This window comes from Mesorhizobium sp. BR115XR7A, assembly GCF_020165315.1.
Classification (GTDB): Bacteria; Pseudomonadota; Alphaproteobacteria; order Rhizobiales; family Rhizobiaceae; genus Mesorhizobium; species Mesorhizobium australicum.
The window spans coordinates 270,080-285,901 of record NZ_JAIUHW010000004.1 but is presented as its reverse complement, the minus strand read 5'-3'; the positions used below and the strand labels follow the sequence as shown (position 1 = coordinate 285,901).

The following is a 15,822-nucleotide window of genomic DNA, read 5'->3' as shown; positions in this document are numbered from 1 at the left end:
AGTCATCTATGCCCCTCCTTTCGGAGGGGTGCGGAGGTTTGCGGCGACCTGCGCGGCGCGCACTGCCTGGACGCGGTTCGATACCGAGAGCTTGCCGAAGATGTTTTTCAAATGCCACTTCACCGTCGTTTCGCTTACCGACAGTGCAACGGCGATATCGCGATTTGACATGCCTTCCGACAGAAAGTGCAGCAGCTCGGACTCGCGCTGGGTGAGCTGTTCTTTCTCGACCGTCGGGGCGGCTGTTTTGCGCGTCGTCACGGGCATCGTCTGCGCGGCATCGATGATGCGCGTCGCATAGGCCGACAGTGACGGGTCGGCCTTTGCCTGGGCCGCCCGGAGCCGCATCAAACCCTCGACGACAGACTTGCCTTCGTCGACGAAGGAGCGGATGAAGCCCGAGGGTTGCGCAAGGCGCAATGCTTCGTGCAGATGGCGGTCTGCTTCCCGCTGGTCATGGCCGGCGCTCTTGGCGCGCAGGATCAGCGCCAGTATGTGCCGGCGCATGCGCCCGCTGCTTTTCGTTCGCTCCAGCAGCGCGTCGAAAATCGCCGCCGCCGCCGCGTAGGATTTTTCCGCCGTAAGCAGCCGGCCTTCGGCGAAGAACTCGAATTCATTGGCGACGGTAGAGGCGGTTTCAGCGCTTTCGCGGCGATGCTCGTCGAGCAGCGCGCGGGCTTCCGGGGTGCGGTTCTGGTCAAGAAGCAGCCGGATGCGATCGTGCACCAGCACCGAAGCGAGGCGGCGGTAGACGGAGCCGCGCACGCGCTGGTAGACGCGCTCCAGCATGTCGAGGGCGGCTTGGCCGCGACCGGTCAGCTGCAGCACCCGGGCATAGGTCGGCACGCTGGCCAGGGGATAGACAATGACCGCTGCGCCCTCGATCAGCGGCCCGAGATTCTCGACCAGCGCCAGTGCTTCGCCGGATGCGTTGGTCTCATAGGCGAGTTCGGCAAGCAGCGTTCCGGCGAGGGCCTCGGCATAGGAGTTGGCGCCGATCCGCGTCCTGGCCTCGATGATCGCGTTGCGCAGCAGCCGTTCGGCCGCGGGCAGGCGGCCGGCCGACCGCTCGATGACGGCCATGTAGCAGTTGGCGATGGTGACGCCGAGCAGGCTGCCGCTTCGCTCATGGGCCTTGCGCGCCGCATCCACAGCAGCGCGTGCCCCCTCAAGGTCGCCCAGCGCGTATAGATTGTAGCCGATGACGTTTGCCGTCGCGCCTTCCATGAACCACGCATCGGGGGCTATGATGCGCAGGGCCGCCAGTGCGGTGTCGCGCGCGTCCTCGAACTGTTCCAGCGTGCTGTGCACGGCCGCTGCAAGGACCTCGAGTTCCGCCTCGATGGTCGTGCCGGTCAGCGTGCCCGGATCCTTGCTATCGGTCGGCCCGGTTTCGACGAGCTGGCGCGCATTGGCGAGGGTCTGCTGGGCAATCTCGGGCTGGCTGCTGTGCACCGCAAGCCACAGCACGACGAGTTGCAGCCGGATGCGCTGGTCGATCAGTTTCCTTGGCAGCAGCGCCAGCAGCTGGCGCACATAGAGAAGCTGGCATTGGGCGATGAGTTCGAGCGCGTTGTTCTCGATGAACACCGCGGCGCGGGCTTCGTCGCCGGCGGCGAGCGCATGGCCGATGGCCTCGGTCAGCATCTTGCGTTCGCCGAACCATTCCGAAGCCGCCAGGTGCAGCGGTGCGATCATCTCCGGCTCGCGCCGTTCCATTTCACGGCTGAGGAAGTCGTGGAAAAGGTGATGATAGCGGAACCAGCGCCGTTCCTCGTCGAGCGGCACCAGGAACAGGTTGCGGGTCTCGATCTCGGTGATGGCAACCTCGGCGTCCGCCGCCCGCATCACCGCCCGGCAGGCCTCGGCGCTGAAGCGCTCGAAAATCGAGGAATAGAGCAGGAACTTCGCCAGCGCCGGCGGCAGTTCCAGGAACACTTCTCCCATCAGGAAGTCGGCGACGTTGCGGTTGGCGCCGGTGAAATTGCCGATGACTGTTTCGGGCGCATGGGCCGCACCGAGCGACAGCGAGGCGAGCTGCAGGCCGGCGGCCCAGCCTTCGGTGCGCGAGCACAGTGTTTCCACCGTGCCGCTGCTGACAGAGAGGCCAAGCTTGTCGTTGAAGAAGGCTTCGGCTTCCGACGAGGCGAAACGCAGATCGTCCGGGCCGATTTCAAAGATATCGCCGAGCACCCTGAGCTTGCCGAGCTGCAGCTCGGGCAGGTTGCGCGAACCGATGACGAAGACGACATTGGTTGGTGCCTGCCGGGTCAGCCGTTCCATGAACCGCTTCACCGCCGGTGCATCGATGGCGTGATAGTCGTCGAAGAACAGGGTGATGTCGGCGTGGCGTGCCGCCAAACCCGACACGAGTGCCGCAAGCACCACGTCGAGTTGCGGGATGGGGCTCGACTGGAAGGCGAGGTCGAGCTCGGCCGGGTTCTGGACGAGATGGCGCAACGCCCCCACCAGATGCGACAGGAAGGCGCCTTCGTCATTGTCCGTCGCCTCGCAGGACAGCCAGGCCGTCAGCCGGCCGTGGCGCGCGACTTCGGCCGCCCATTGCGCCATCGTCGTCGATTTGCCGAAGCCGGCGGGCGCGGCGAACAGCACGATGCGCGTGTCGACATGCCGCTCCAGCCTCGACAAGATGCTCTCGCGCCGTACCCACCGGCGATGGTGAGGCGATGCCAGGCTGGCGGGTTGCGACGACGGTCTCATCTGGCGCCGGGCACCCATTCCGTTTCGATCAGCGGAATTTGCGGCGCGCAATCGCGCGGCAGGGTGCCCTTGATCCTGGGATCATCGGTGATTTCGAAACCGGTTGCATAGGGTTCAAATCCGCAAGCCCGGTAGAAACCGATAACGCTGTGATGATCGAAGCTGCTGGTGTGCAGCCAGATGCGGATGGGGCCTAGGCGCCATGCCTGGTCGAGCGCGCCCGCCATCAGCCGTTTGCCGAAGCCTTGGCCAGTCAAGGAGGGAAACAGGCCCAAATAGGTGATCTCGATCTCGTTGCTGTCGGCGACCGAGAATTCGACCATGCCGACATGGCCCCCACTCTCATCACGGCCGTAGTAGAGATGCTGACGTGGGTCGGCGAAATGCGCCGCGATGTCGGCGTCCGACATTTCGGCGGCGCGGTCCCAGAGCCAGGGAGCGCCGATCTCGAGGAAGACTGCGCGGTAGATGGCGGGATCGGGCTTGGTGACGCGGGTCATCGCTAGCGGATGCGCGAGACCGGGCACCGGGGCACGCGCCTCCATCCACGTCACCGCATTGATGATTTTGCCTGCCGGCACGCGCCGGTAACCCGGCGCCAGATCGGTGGTTTCATCCGGCAATGAGCCTTCAGTGACTTGCATCTGTCCTCGGTCCTCCGCCGCGCAGCCTGGCCGGCATGTCAAGAAGCTGATGCCAACTCTGCGACCGCCTGCCAAGTAGCTCCAGAGGTGGGCCATGATTTTGACCCGCCTGTCGCCTTGCCTTTTCGAAGAATGGCATATGAGATATGATACACCATCCCTGGAGAAGCGGAATATCATGCCTGAGCGAATTGCGGACGAGGCCATCTTGCGGGCGGTCGACGATGGCTTCGACCGCCAGCTCGCCTTCCTGGCGGACCTCGTACGCTTTCCCTCGCAGCGCGGTGAGGAACACGCCGCGCAATCCTTCATGGCGGCTGCCTATGAAGCCAACGGCTATGCGGTCGATATGTGGCGTGTCGATGTCGATGCGATCCGCGACCTGCCTGGTTTCTCGCCCGTAGCGGTTTCCTACGATGACGCGTTCAACGTCGTCGCCACCCACACGCCGAAAAACGCCACCGGTCGCTCGCTGATCCTCAACGGCCATATCGATGTGGTGCCGACCGGACCGCTCGACCGCTGGGTGCGAGATCCCTACGATCCGGCGATCGAGGATGGCTGGATGCATGGGCGCGGCGCCGGCGACATGAAGGCCGGCCTGTCGGCCTGTCTCTATGCGCTGGCCGCCTTGCGCGGCCTCGGCTATCAGCCGGCGGCGAAAGTGTTCCTGCAGTCGGTGGTCGAGGAGGAGTGCACCGGCAATGGCGCGCTCGCTTGCCTGCAGCGCGGTTATCGCGCCGACGCCGCCTTCATTCCCGAACCGCTGGAACCAAGATTGATGCGGGCGCAGGTTGGGCCGATCTGGTTCAAGGTCGAGGTCGACGGCGATCCGCAGCACGCGTCGGGCGCCTTTTCCGCCGGCGCCAATGCCATCGAGAAGGCGTTTCTCATCATCCAGGCGCTGAAGCAACTCGAAATCGTCTGGAATGCCAGAAAGGTTGACGACAGGCATTTCTGTAATCACCCGCACCCGATCCGATTCAACCTCGGCAAGATCCAAGGCGGCGAATGGACATCGAGCGTTCCCGCCCGCTGCGTCTTCGAGATGCGGGTCGCGACCTATCCCGGCCAGAAGCTCGAGGACGCCAGGGCCGAACTCGAGGCCTGCATCGCCGATGCCGCCCGCGCCGATCCGTTCCTCGCCAATCGCCCGCCCAGGATGACCTATAACGGCTTCATGGCCGAGGGCTATGTGCTGGAAGGCGCCGACGAGATGGAAGCCGTGCTGCGCCGCAGCCACACCGCCGTGTGGGGTGAGCCGTTGACGGAACATGTCACCTCGGCCACCACCGATGCGCGCTTCTTCGGCCTTTATGCCGACACGCCGGCAATCGTCTACGGCCCGATCTGCCGCATGCCGCATGGCTATGACGAGGCTGTCGATCTCGATTCCGTGCGCAAGGTCACCCAGACCATTGCGCTCTTCATCGCCGACTGGTGCGGCCTCGAACCCATCGATGCCGAGGTCAGGCCATGAACGCGGCCGTATCGGATGCTTTCGGCGAGACGCTCGCGGACGATGCGCCCGACGTCTCGATCGCCGAGGCGCTTGCCCTGTTGCGTCGCCACTATGGGCTCACTGGCAGCGCGCGCACGCTGCCAGGCGAACGCGACCACAATTTTCACATCCAGACAGAAGGCGAGGGTGAATTTGTCCTGAAGGTCTCGCATCCGGCGGAAGAGGCTGATTTCACCGATTTCCAGAACAAGGCGCTCGACCATATACTGACGGTCGACCCGGCTTTGCCGGTTCCCTCGGTGCGCAAGAGCCTCGAAGGCGAAGCGCAGTTCATGGTCGGCATCGGCGGATCGGCGCCGCGCATCGTGCGGCTCGTCACCTATCTGCCGGGACAGCTGCTTTCGCGCTCGCTCACCTCATCGGCACAGGATCGCAATCTCGGCATCTTCCTCGCCCGGCTTGGCCGGGCGCTTCGCGGCTTCTTCCATCCGGCCGCCGGCAGTGACCTGTTGTGGGACATCCGCAAGGTCGCCAAGACGCGGCCCATGCTGGCGCATATCGTCGATGCCGGCCATCGCGCCATGGTCGAGCGCGCCATCGACGCCTACGAGGAGCACGCGGCGCCGGTTATTCCCGGGCTGCGCGCCCAGATCGTCCACAACGACATGAACTCCTACAATGTGGTGATGGACGCTTCGCGACCGGAAATGGTCAACGGCATCCTCGATTTCGGCGACATGATCCATTCGCCGCTGATCTGCGATCTCGCCATTGGGGCCGTCTATCGCTGGCCGGCCGAAGGTCATCCGCTGGCGCCCGCCGCGCGCTTCGTCGCCGGCTATCAGTCCGTGCAGCCGCTCGAGATCGAAGAACTTGGCATCCTCTTTCACCTCATTCGTGCCCGCCTCGCACTCATCGCCAACATCGCCAGCTGGCAGGCCGAGCGTTTTCCAGCCAAGCGCGACTATGTCCTGCGCCTCATCACCGAGGTCTGGGCCTCGCTTGAGCGGCTGGACGGACTGTCGTCCGCGGACGCCCGCCGCTATTTTCTCGACCATTCCAAGCCGGAGTAGATGCCGTGTCCCTGTCCTCGCCACATCCTGCAAATGTCGATTCGGCGGCATCCGAGCAAGCGCTGCTCGAACGTCGCGCCAGATTGCTCGGGCCGACCTATCGCGCCTTCTACCGCAGTCCGATCCATCTGGTGCGTGGCAGCGGTGTCTGGCTCTACGATGCCCAAGGCCGAAAATACCTCGACGCCTATAACAACGTCGCCTCCGTCGGACACTGCCACCCGCGCGTCGTAGAGGCGCTGTCTGGGCAGGCCGCCACGCTCAACACGCACACGCGCTATCTCAGCGAGATCATCCTCGACTACGCGGAAAGGCTGCTCGGTACGCTTCCCTCCCATCTCGGCCATGCCATGTTCACCTGCACCGGCAGCGAGGCCAACGATCTCGCCATCCGCATCGCCCAGCACTCGACCGGCAACACCGGCGTGATCATCACCGACTTCGCCTACCACGGCGCCACCATCGCGACAGCACAGCTGTCGCCGGCTGCGGTGGGGGCAGCGGGCGTGCCCGCGCAGCATCGGGCCGTGGCAGCGCCGGACACGTTCCGCGACGGCGGCCGCGCCGCGCATGATTTCGCCAGAAATGTCGCCGCTGCCATCGAGGATATGCGCGCGCAAAACATCCGCCCGGCGGCGCTGCTGCTTGATTCCGCCTTTTCCAGCGACGGCATTTTCTTCCCCGAGGCTTCCGTCATGCGCGAGGCGGCCGATCATGTCAGGAAGGCCGGCGGCATCGTCATCGCCGACGAGGTCCAGTCCGGTTTCGGCCGGCTCGGCCAGGGCATGTGGGGCTTCGCCAACTATGGCCTCGCGCCTGACATCGTCACCATGGGCAAGCCGATCGGCGACGGGCATCCCATGGGCGCGGTGATCGTGCGGCCGCAGCTGGTGAGCTCGTTCGGTTCGAACACCGGCTACTTCAACACTTTCGGCGGCAATCCGGTCGCCGCCGCGGTCGGCATCGCCGTGCTCGATGTGATCGAGGGCGAGGGGCTGATCGAGAACGCGCGGACGGTTGGCGCCTATACAGGAGAATTGCTGGACGCCTTGCAGAGCCGTCACGGCATGGTCGCCGATGTCAGGCACAACGGCCTTTATTTCGGCGTCGAGCTGATGGCGGAGGATGAGGCTGCTGCCAAGACTTCATCCGTCGTTGAAGCCATGCGCGAGGACGGCGTGCTGATCTCGTCGTGCGGTCCGCGCGGCAATGTGCTGAAGATCAGGCCGCCGCTGCCCTTTGCCAGAGACAACGCCGAGCAGCTGGCCGAGGCGCTCGATCGCGCATTGTCGAAATGGTGAGCTGAGCGGGTACGCATGCTGAAGCTCGAGCATCAAACCCTCAATGACCGGGCCTACGGCGCGCTCAAGCAGGAGTTGATCTCGGGCGGCTTCAGCCCGGGCCAGATACTGGTCATCCGCAAGCTTGCCGAGAGCTTTGGCATTTCGACGACGCCGATCCGCGAGGCGCTGCAAAGACTGGTCGCCGAGCGACTTCTGGAAACGCAGAACAACCGCTCGATCATCGTGCCCTTGCTCTCCGCGCCCGCCTTCTCGGAACTGACGCGCATCCGCATCGCCGTCGAGGGACTGGCAGGCGAGATGGCCACGTCACGGATGACTGAAAGCGGGCTGGCCGACATCCAAGCCGCGCTCGCCGGCATGCAGCGGGCCATCGAGACGCAGGACGCCACGGCCTATCTGGCCCTGAACGAAGCCTTCCATTTTGCTATTTATGAGCACGCCGGCGCGCCGATCCTCTTGAACATGATCCGAGATCTCTGGGGGCGCGTCGGACCCTATCTCAAGCTCCTGATGCGGGCCGATCGCTACATTCCGCAATCCAATGACGCACACCGCAGGATCGTCGCTGCATTGGAACAGCGCAACGGCCCGGCCGTTCGGGCTTCCCTTGAAGAGGATATCTCCGTGGCGGCCGCGGTCCTCTGCGACAATCTTCACATGGCGCACTGACCGCAGGCTCGGTCGGCCTAAGCCGTCTCGTCCATCCGGTCGCGCAGGATGCTCCAGCCGAGCAGCATGTTGGGCGCGTGCCGCAGCAGGGCATGGAACGGAATTGGCGCCGGCGGTGCGAAGGGCAGCGGCAAATCACGCGCTTCGGTTCCAGCGGCCCAGTCGGCCAGCACCTTGCCCATCGCCGTGGTCATGGCAATGCCGCGTCCATTGCAGGCGCGACCGGCGATCAGCCCCGGTCCGAGGTCCAGGAGATGCGGCAGGAAATCCGGTTCGACCGCCGCCATCCCCGACCAGCTGTAGGCAAGGGGGGGCAAATCAGGCAGGTCGAGGTGCCGGCCGAGCCGTCGCCAGATTGTTTGCGGCACGCGCGTATCGGCGCCGGCGCCAAGAATATGCATGCCGCCGCTGATCAGCCGGTTATCGGCGTCGAAGCGAAAGGTGAAGAGGTTGCGCCTGGTGTCGCCGACGCCTTGTCCGCCAGGCAGCAGACGCGTTCGGATTTCCTGCGGCAGAGGCGCGGTCGCGATCTGGAAGACCTTCAGCGGAATATAGGTTCGCCGCAGCAACGGATCGAGCGACCCGCCATAGGCGTTGGTAGCGATCAGCACCTTGGCCGTGCGTACCAGGCCCAACCGTGTTTGAAGAGCCCAACCATCGGCGACGCGATCGATCGAGGTGACCGGCGTGTGCTCGAAAATCTTCGCGCCGGCCTTCTCCGCCGCATCGGCGAGCCCCCGCGCATAGGCGACCGGATTGAGCACGCCGCTGGAACGATCCATCCAGCCACCGACATAGCCGCGTGCGCCGGTCAGCGCTTCGACCTCTTGCCGATCCAGGGTGACGACAGGCCGGCCGCGCCGCGCCCATTGGTCCGCGCGGGATTTGACCTTCTCCAGGGCCGCCGGCGAGTGCGCCGGCTGGATCCATCCGTTCTGCACCGCGTCGCAGTCGATGCCGTGCCGCCGGATCAAGCCGAAGACGAGGTCGGCACTGCCGGCGGCAAAATCGATGAGGCGTTCGCCGCGCTCGGGGCCAAGATGCGCGAGGATGCTGTCGGGGTCCATCCTAGCGAAGTTCGGCACGACGAAACCGGCATTCCTGCCGGTCGCGCCCCAGGCGATGATCTCGGCTTCGAGAACGGCGATGGAAAGTCCTTTTCCGGCGGCGTGCAATGCGGTTGAAAGGCCAGAAAATCCGCCGCCGACAATGGCAAGGTCGACATCGAGGTTGCCACTCAGCGCAGGCCGCTTGCGGCGATCGCGGCTGATGGCATGCCAAAGCGAAGTGCCGTTCGCACTCTGCCGGACCAGGGCATTCATGAACCGGAACCGCTTTTGTCCGTGGCGATCCGCGTGCGCTTGCCGAAGCGCGTCCGCAGCGGCCTGTCGCCGAACAATCCGTTCGGCCGCATCAGCAAGATCACGCAGAGCATCACGCCGATGGCGACGATCTGCAGCGAAGCGGCGCGCGCCTGCTGCTCGGGCGGGAAGAACACGCTGGTCAGCGTGCCCGATCCGGCCCAAATCCCCCAGACCAGGACACTGCCGATGACCGCGCCGAGATTGCTGCCCGAGCCCCCGACGATCAGCATCACCCAGACCTGAAAGGTGAGGATCGGCAGGTAATTGTCCGGCGCGATGAAGCCGGTGAAATGCGCCTGCAGCGCGCCGGCCAGCGCCATGATGGCGCCGCCGACGGCAAACGCCTGGACACGGTAGAAGCGCGCGCTCTTGCCGAGAGAAATCGCCGCCCGCTCGTCTTCGCGGAGCGCCTTCAGCACACGGCCCCACGGACTGCGCGACAGGTGCTCCAAGGCGAGATAGGCAATCAGCGTCACAGCACAGACGACCGCAAGGTTCGACAGGTTGAACAGCAGCGGCGTCTCCGCAAGGCCGCCGAAGGGGCGCGGGATGAAGCCGATGCCGAAGGGTCCGCCGGTCAGTTTCTGCGCGTTGAGCGCGACCAATTGCACGACGACGGCAACGCCGAAGGTGGTGATCGCCAGATAGTCGGATCTAAGACGCAACGTCGCCATGCCGGTAAGCGCGGCCGCAATGCCGCCAACGAACATGGCGCCCACCCAGCCGGCGAGGATGGGCAGGCCGAAGCCGCCGAGCCGCGCGGGATCGTCCGGTGTCGTCAGCAGCGCCGAGGTGTAGGCGCCGATGGCGACGAAGCCCGCGAGGCCGACATTGAACAGGCCGGTCAGGCCCCATTGCAGGTTGAGCCCCAGCGTGACCAGTGAGAAGATCAGCGCCGTGGTCAGGAAGAAGGCGCCGTATCCGACCAGATCGATCATCTTTCCCGAACTCCGAAAAGGCCGATCGGCCGCACGAACAGCACGGCCATCAGGATGATGAAGGAAACGGCGGCGCGCCATTCGGCGCCGATCAGCTGCACCGCGCCGGCTTCGGCGAGACCGATGATCAGGCCGCCGAGCACCGCGCCCGGGATGCTGCCGATGCCGCCGAGGATGGCGGCGGCGAACATCGGCAGCAGCATGTCGAAGCCCATGAACGGGCGGATCTGCACCAGGATGCCGATCATCACGCCAGCCACGCAGGCGAGCGCGCCGCCGATGATCCACGTCACCCGCACCACGCTGACAACGTCGATCCCGACGACGCGGGCCAGTGCCGCGTTCTGGCTCAAGGCCTGCATGGCGCGGCCAGTCTGCGTGCGCGTCATCAACAGATGCACGCCGAGCACGAGTATGGCGGTCAACACGAGCAACGCGATCTGGTCGGGCGTGATGCGGATGCCGAAGCCGACCGGCATGGCGATCTGGATCGCTCGGCTGAAATAGGTCGGCCGTGAGGTGAAGGTGAATTCGAGCAGGCTGCGTAGCGCCATCGAGGCCCCGAAGCTCGCCATGACCACGATGATCGCCTGGCCCTGCGAGCGCAGCCGCGAAAACAGGATCTTGTCGAGCAGCAGTGCAAGCAGGGCGGTGAATACCATGCCGGCGACCAGGGCAACAAGAAGCGGCCAGCCGAAGGACAGCGGCCCGATCGGCGCCACCTTGCCGAACATCGCACCGATGGCACTGACCACGGCCAGCGTCGCATAGGTGCCCCAGGCCATGAAGTCGCCATGGGCGAAGTTGGAGAAACGCAGGATCGAATAGGTGAGCGTCACGCCGATTGCGCCGAGGCCGATCATCGAGCCGGTCAGCAATCCGTCGACGATGAATTGCAGGCTCATGCCGCGCCTCCCTTACCTACGTGAGAAGGGCGCTGGCCAAGATAGAGTTCGGCGACGACAGGGTCGTTCCACAATTCGGAGGCTATGCCTTCGTGCCGGTCCTTGCCTTCGGCCAGCACATAGGCGCGGTCGCCGATGGCAAGCGCTGCCTTGGCGTTCTGCTCGACCAAAAGGATGGTGACTCCGGACTTGCGGATGCCGGCCAGCATCTCGAATACCATCGCGACGAACTTCGGCGACAGGCCGGCGGACGGCTCGTCCAGCACCAGCACCTTGGGATGGACGATCAGCGCCCGCGCCACGGCAAGCATCTGCCGCTGGCCTCCCGACAGATTGCCGGCGGCGGTGCGGCGCTGGCGGACAAGGTCGGGGAAGGCGGCGTACATTTCCTCGATGCGGGCCGGGATTTCGCGCCGCTCGAGGATGCCGCAGGACACCTTGAGATTGTCCTCCACCGACATCAGCGGAAAGATGTTCTCGGTCTGCGGCACGAAGGCGAGGCCAAGCCGCACCATGGTGTGGGCGGGCGCGGCGGTGATGTCCCTGCCGTCCAGCAGCACCGTGCCACCGGTGATCGGCACGAGGCCGGCGATCGCCTTGATGAAGCTCGACTTGCCGGCGCCGTTGGGGCCGAGCACGACGACGATCTCGCCTCTGTCGACGGTGATCGAGGCGCCGCGCACGATCGGCACGCCGGGCTCATAGCCGGCTTCGAGGTCGCGGACATCGAGAACGGTCTCGCTCATGCGGTGCCTCCGAGATAGGCCTCGATGACGCGCGGGTCGCGCGCGACCTCTTCTGCCGTGCCTTCGCTCAGCAGTTGGCCGCTCGCCATGACAAGGACGCGGTGGCAGAGCCGCGTCACCATGTCGATGTTGTGCTCGATCAGCAGGAAGGTGATGCCGCCCGCGTTGATGTCGCGGATGCGGTCGATGATGACTTCGAGCAACGTCGCATTGACGCCGGCGGCGGGTTCGTCAAGCAGGATGATCGCCGGGTCGGCCATCATGACCCGGGCAAGTTCGAGCAGCTTGCGCTGGCCGCCGGACAGCACGCGCGCCGGCTCATGGGCGAGATGGCTGAGGGTGACGAGTTCGAGCAGGTCGAGGGCTTTCGTCCGGGCGGCTTTTTCCTGTGCCGCCACCCGCCACGGCGTGAGGAAGTTAGCCAGCAGCTTTTCGCCGGCCTGGCCCTGTGCCGCGAGCATGATGTTTTCGATCAGCGTCAGATTGGGTAGCGGGCGCGGGATCTGGAAGGTGCGGCCGAGCCCTCTGCCGATGCGCAAATGAGCGGCTTCGCCCGAGACGCGCGTGCCGTTGAGAAGGATGTCGCCGCTGGTCGGCAGGATGCTGCCTGCGAGCAGGTCGAACATGGTCGTCTTGCCGGCCCCGTTGGGTCCGATCAGGCCGAGGATTTCGCCGGCTTTGACATGAAACGAGACATCGTTGACGGCGACAAGGCCGCCGAACCGCCTGACGACGTTGCTTGCCGTCAGAACCGGGACACGGGTCTCCTTCCCCTGCCTTTCCGCTGCCTCGCTCATCAAACCCTCTGGCCGAAGACGGTCGTCGCCGTCTTCTGATTATGATTTGTGATCACACTTGCTTTGATCACGCTATTCGGCTTTAATTTCATCCGCAAGCCGAAAACCCGCCGAGAACGGAATTCCATGCAAAAGGCTGCCATCGAGAAAAACAACGAGGCGATCGCGGCCCAGCTGGCTCCGGTCGGCCGCGAGACGGTGCAGGATCGCGTCTATTCCGAGCTGCGTCGGGCCTTGATCGGCGGCCTGTTCGAGCCAAGCCAGGTGCTGACTATCCGTGGGCTGGCCGATGCGCTGGTCACTTCGACAATGCCGGTGCGGGAGGCGCTTGGCCGGCTGATCACGGAAAAGGCGCTGGAGGCGCTGCCCAACCGTTCGGTGCGGGTGCCGCCAATCACGCTGGAGCGCCTCGACGATCTCTTGCGTGCCCGCGTCCTGATCGAGGGCGAGGCGATCGCGCTGGCCGCCGCCCGCATGGGGCCGCGCCAGATCTCCACCATCGAAACCATTCTCGGCGAGTGGGACGAGATGCGGGCGCTGAAACACAAGAAGGATGTCGACCGCGAAGTGACGCTCAACCAGAGCTTTCACTTCGAGATCTATCGCTCCTGCGGCTCGGCCGTGTTGATCCCGATGATCGAGAGCCTGTGGCTGCAATCAGGTCCATGCATCCGCGTCGCCATCTACGCTTTCTCGGAAGCCGGCGAGGTCGACACCGCCCAGTATCACCGCCGCATCGTCGAGGCGCTGGCCACGCAGGATGCTCGGGCGGCGCGCGAAGCACTGGTCGCCGACATCAGCCGGCCCTTCACCTTCCTGCGCAGCAAACTGCAATCCGCCGCCGCGAAAGGCCAGATATGACCTCCATCAGGATCAGCGAGCCCCGCTCCAAGCTTTCCGTCACTGCGCTGCTGCTGCCGGAAAAGGCGCCGGAGAATGCGGCCTTTCTCACAGCCTATCTCGCCACGCCACGTGTCGTCCCCGCCATTCACGCCATGTGGACGGGACCTGAGATCTCCTCTCCGGTTCCATCAGCCGATCTCGAGGGGCAGGCCTATGCCCAGCCGCTGCCGGCGGAGAACGCGACCCTGACGCCGCAGCCAGGTGACATCGTGTTGTCCTACGTGCCGCCGCGCATGTGGGGCGGCAACCCCAACGCAATCTTCGACATCGGCCTGTTCTACGGGCAGGGCGCGCGTCTGCTGTTCCCGATCGGCTGGCTGGCCGGCAGCGTCGTCGCGCAGGTGAGACTCGAGGAGCGCGATCAATTCGCGGCTGCCTGCGGCATCATCCGCCGCAACGGCGCCTGCGACATCACCTTCAGCCTGGTGGAGGCCTGAAATGGCTGACGACAGTTTCGAGCTTTTCGATCTTCGCGTCGAGGCGGTCATTCCGCAGGGCAAGCCGATCTATTGCGGCGCCAGGGCCGGCGACTATTTCGAGCTCAAGGGCGAGATGCTGTCGATGCCGGCGGGGCAGGGCTTTTCGATCTATTCGATCTCGGCGGTGCTGCCGCTGCTGGCGGCGAAGCAGCGCCCGACCCACCCGAATGACTGGATGACCTCGGACGCGGAGATCGCCTGTCCTGATCCGAACTGCGCCAGCAGGCTGCGGATCGTCAGGCTGGCCAAGCGGCGGTTCAGCCATGCCGAAACCACGGCCGTGCCGCTGCCGAAGGGGAATGACTTGACATGACCGCCAAGGCATTCGAGCTCAGCCCGGGCTACGCGATTTCGCGCGTCATACGCGGTGGCTGGCAACTGGCCGGCGGCCATGGCGCCATCGATCGCAGTCAGGCCGTAAGCGACCTGATCGCCACCTTCGATGCCGGCATCTGGACCTATGACTGCGCCGATATCTACACCGGCGTCGAGGAATTGATCGGCGCCGCGCGCTTGCGGCTGGCCAATGAGCGTGGTCTCGATGCAGCCGCCAAAATGAAGGTGCACACCAAGCTCGTGCCCGACCTTGAACGGCTCGCTACGATCAGCCGCGACTATATCAGGGGCATCGTCGACCAGTCGCTGCGCAGGCTCAAGACCGAGCGGCTCGACCTCGTGCAGTTTCACTGGTGGGATTATGCGCAGCCGCGCTATGTCGAGGCGATGGGTTGGCTCGACGAGCTTCGGCGCGAGGGCAAGCTGCGCAATCTCGGCACCACCAATTTCGATACGCCCCGGCTTGCCGAAATCCTGTCAGCCGGCATACCGCTGGTCAGCCAGCAGCTGCAATATTCGGTGCTCGACCAGCGTCCGGCGAACAGCCTCGCGGCGCTTGCGAAGGAAAACGGCGTCAGCTTCCTCTGCTACGGTTCTGTGGCCGGCGGCTTTCTCAGCGACAAATGGCTTGGTGTCGCCGAACCCGGCATGCCGCTCGAAAACCGCTCGCTGGTCAAGTACAAGCTGATCATCGACGATTTCGGCGGCTGGGACCTGTTCCAGCAACTGCTTCGCGCGCTGAAGGTGGTGGGCGACCGCCACGCCGTCGACATCGCCACCATCGCCAGCGCCTGGGTGCTGGAGCAGCCGCGAGTGGCCGCGGTCATCGTCGGTGCCCGCAACCAGGCGCATGCGCTGGCCAACGCCAAGATCATGGATGTCGTACTCGACGCCGATGACCGTGCGCGGATTGCAGCCGTGATAGCGAGGGGCAACGGCCTTGAGGGAGATGTCTACACGCTGGAGCGCGACCGCCACGGCCGCCACGGCTCGATCATGCACTACAATCTCAACGCGGGCCGGATATGAAGACCATGGACGACAGGTTGTTTTCGCAGGCCAGCGCCGAAGTCGTCGATCTGCATCGCTTTTTCGTCGACTGGTTTGTCGCCTCGCGCGCCGACAAGGTGGATTTCGGCCGCTTCGAAGCTGTCATGGGCGAAGGCCTGACCATGATCGCACCAGGCGGCCAGATCCTCGACCGCGATGCCGTGATCGACCATGTGCGCTCCAGCCGTGCCACTTGCGACGACGGCTTTGCCATCTCGATCGAGGACATCAGGCCCGGCTGGCAGAATGGCGACACGATCGTCGTCCTCTATGTCGAGGCGCAGCTGCGCGCGGGCAAGCACAGCCGCCGCCAGTCGAGCGCGGTCTTCACCACCCGTTCATCGGCGCCCAACGGCGTCCAATGGCGGCATCTGCATGAAACCTGGCTGCAGGTGCCGGAACACTGAGACTTTCCAGACGTCAAATCAGTT

16 protein-coding genes are annotated in these 15,822 nt (G+C 64.9%); 9 read left to right on the top strand and 7 right to left on the bottom strand.

Annotated features, from left to right (window positions below):
* Positions 1–6 precede the first annotated feature (6 nt).
* Positions 7–2,649: a LuxR C-terminal-related transcriptional regulator gene (locus tag LB557_RS10815; protein WP_224523776.1), complete on the bottom strand. Its 2,643-nt coding sequence runs from the start codon at positions 2,647–2,649 to the stop codon at positions 7–9.
* Positions 2,650–2,717: 68 nt separating this feature from the next.
* The gene (locus LB557_RS10810; protein WP_224640974.1) at positions 2,718–3,365 is read right to left on the bottom strand and encodes a GNAT family N-acetyltransferase; all 648 of its coding nucleotides are present in this window, start codon (positions 3,363–3,365) and stop codon (positions 2,718–2,720) included.
* A 178-nt stretch (positions 3,366–3,543) separates the two neighbouring features.
* Here LB557_RS10810 and LB557_RS10805 point away from each other — a divergent pair, with 178 nt between their 5' ends.
* From LB557_RS10805 to LB557_RS10790, 4 genes are read left to right on the top strand one after another with little or no spacing between them, the layout of a single operon-like run.
* A complete protein-coding gene (locus LB557_RS10805) occupies positions 3,544–4,845 on the top strand; it encodes an ArgE/DapE family deacylase (protein WP_224640973.1) in 1,302 nt (433 codons plus the stop codon).
* A complete protein-coding gene (locus tag LB557_RS10800) occupies positions 4,842–5,900 on the top strand; it encodes a phosphotransferase (protein ID WP_015319031.1) in 1,059 nt (352 codons plus the stop codon). The genes LB557_RS10805 and LB557_RS10800 overlap by 4 nt, the downstream gene beginning before the upstream one ends.
* Before the next feature lie 5 nt (positions 5,901–5,905).
* Positions 5,906–7,201, top strand: coding sequence for an aspartate aminotransferase family protein (locus LB557_RS10795; RefSeq protein WP_224640971.1), 1,296 nt, complete (start codon positions 5,906–5,908; stop codon positions 7,199–7,201).
* 15 nt (positions 7,202–7,216) lie between these two features.
* A complete protein-coding gene (locus LB557_RS10790; protein WP_224640969.1) occupies positions 7,217–7,873 on the top strand; it encodes a GntR family transcriptional regulator in 657 nt (218 codons plus the stop codon).
* A 17-nt stretch (positions 7,874–7,890) separates the two neighbouring features.
* Here LB557_RS10790 and LB557_RS10785 read toward each other — a convergent pair whose 3' ends face one another.
* Genes LB557_RS10785 through LB557_RS10765 form a run of 5 tightly spaced genes read right to left on the bottom strand, consistent with a single transcriptional unit; the run spans position 7,891 to position 12,623 of the window.
* Entirely contained in the window at positions 7,891–9,195 is a 1,305-nt protein-coding gene (locus LB557_RS10785) for an NAD(P)/FAD-dependent oxidoreductase (RefSeq protein ID WP_224640967.1), read from the bottom strand.
* Positions 9,192–10,175 (bottom strand): branched-chain amino acid ABC transporter permease, encoded by a 984-nt coding sequence (locus LB557_RS10780; protein WP_181174597.1) that lies wholly within the window; start codon positions 10,173–10,175, stop codon positions 9,192–9,194. The genes LB557_RS10785 and LB557_RS10780 overlap by 4 nt, the downstream gene beginning before the upstream one ends.
* Complete coding sequence (locus LB557_RS10775; RefSeq protein WP_224640965.1) at positions 10,172–11,080, bottom strand: branched-chain amino acid ABC transporter permease; 909 nt, start codon at positions 11,078–11,080, stop codon at positions 10,172–10,174. Before LB557_RS10775 ends, LB557_RS10780 begins: the two co-directional genes overlap by 4 nt.
* Positions 11,077–11,826 (bottom strand): ABC transporter ATP-binding protein, encoded by a 750-nt coding sequence (locus tag LB557_RS10770; RefSeq protein WP_140823437.1) that lies wholly within the window; start codon positions 11,824–11,826, stop codon positions 11,077–11,079. The genes LB557_RS10775 and LB557_RS10770 overlap by 4 nt, the downstream gene beginning before the upstream one ends.
* Complete coding sequence (locus LB557_RS10765; protein WP_140661551.1) at positions 11,823–12,623, bottom strand: ABC transporter ATP-binding protein; 801 nt, start codon at positions 12,621–12,623, stop codon at positions 11,823–11,825. The genes LB557_RS10770 and LB557_RS10765 overlap by 4 nt, the downstream gene beginning before the upstream one ends.
* A 126-nt stretch (positions 12,624–12,749) precedes the next feature.
* Here LB557_RS10765 and LB557_RS10760 point away from each other — a divergent pair, with 126 nt between their 5' ends.
* Genes LB557_RS10760 through LB557_RS10740 form a run of 5 tightly spaced genes read left to right on the top strand, consistent with a single transcriptional unit; the run spans position 12,750 to position 15,798 of the window.
* Entirely contained in the window at positions 12,750–13,484 is a 735-nt protein-coding gene (locus LB557_RS10760) for a GntR family transcriptional regulator (protein WP_140617453.1), read from the top strand.
* The gene (locus tag LB557_RS10755) at positions 13,481–13,963 is read left to right on the top strand and encodes a DUF3830 family protein (RefSeq protein WP_140724481.1); all 483 of its coding nucleotides are present in this window, start codon (positions 13,481–13,483) and stop codon (positions 13,961–13,963) included. Before LB557_RS10760 ends, LB557_RS10755 begins: the two co-directional genes overlap by 4 nt.
* A gap of 1 nt (position 13,964) precedes the next feature.
* Complete coding sequence (locus LB557_RS10750; protein WP_023782304.1) at positions 13,965–14,318, top strand: TIGR04076 family protein; 354 nt, start codon at positions 13,965–13,967, stop codon at positions 14,316–14,318.
* The gene (locus LB557_RS10745; RefSeq protein ID WP_140724483.1) at positions 14,315–15,370 is read left to right on the top strand and encodes an aldo/keto reductase; all 1,056 of its coding nucleotides are present in this window, start codon (positions 14,315–14,317) and stop codon (positions 15,368–15,370) included. The genes LB557_RS10750 and LB557_RS10745 overlap by 4 nt, the downstream gene beginning before the upstream one ends.
* Before the next feature lie 5 nt (positions 15,371–15,375).
* Complete coding sequence (locus tag LB557_RS10740) at positions 15,376–15,798, top strand: DUF4440 domain-containing protein (RefSeq protein ID WP_140661547.1); 423 nt, start codon at positions 15,376–15,378, stop codon at positions 15,796–15,798.
* Positions 15,799–15,822: the final 24 nt, after the last annotated feature.

Coding starts and splice junctions, on each gene's coding strand:
- LB557_RS10810 (WP_224640974.1), bottom strand. CDS start 3,365: ATGCAAGTCACTGAAGGCTCATTGCCGGATGAAACCACCGATCTGGCG.
- LB557_RS10805 (WP_224640973.1), top strand. CDS start 3,544: ATGCCTGAGCGAATTGCGGACGAGGCCATCTTGCGGGCGGTCGACGAT.
- LB557_RS10800 (WP_015319031.1), top strand. CDS start 4,842: ATGAACGCGGCCGTATCGGATGCTTTCGGCGAGACGCTCGCGGACGAT.
- LB557_RS10790 (WP_224640969.1), top strand. CDS start 7,217: ATGCTGAAGCTCGAGCATCAAACCCTCAATGACCGGGCCTACGGCGCG.
- LB557_RS10785 (WP_224640967.1), bottom strand. CDS start 9,195: ATGAATGCCCTGGTCCGGCAGAGTGCGAACGGCACTTCGCTTTGGCAT.
- LB557_RS10780 (WP_181174597.1), bottom strand. CDS start 10,175: ATGATCGATCTGGTCGGATACGGCGCCTTCTTCCTGACCACGGCGCTG.
- LB557_RS10775 (WP_224640965.1), bottom strand. CDS start 11,080: ATGAGCCTGCAATTCATCGTCGACGGATTGCTGACCGGCTCGATGATC.
- LB557_RS10770 (WP_140823437.1), bottom strand. CDS start 11,826: ATGAGCGAGACCGTTCTCGATGTCCGCGACCTCGAAGCCGGCTATGAG.
- LB557_RS10765 (WP_140661551.1), bottom strand. CDS start 12,623: ATGAGCGAGGCAGCGGAAAGGCAGGGGAAGGAGACCCGTGTCCCGGTT.
- LB557_RS10760 (WP_140617453.1), top strand. CDS start 12,750: ATGCAAAAGGCTGCCATCGAGAAAAACAACGAGGCGATCGCGGCCCAG.
- LB557_RS10755 (WP_140724481.1), top strand. CDS start 13,481: ATGACCTCCATCAGGATCAGCGAGCCCCGCTCCAAGCTTTCCGTCACT.
- LB557_RS10750 (WP_023782304.1), top strand. CDS start 13,965: ATGGCTGACGACAGTTTCGAGCTTTTCGATCTTCGCGTCGAGGCGGTC.
- LB557_RS10745 (WP_140724483.1), top strand. CDS start 14,315: ATGACCGCCAAGGCATTCGAGCTCAGCCCGGGCTACGCGATTTCGCGC.
- LB557_RS10740 (WP_140661547.1), top strand. CDS start 15,376: ATGGACGACAGGTTGTTTTCGCAGGCCAGCGCCGAAGTCGTCGATCTG.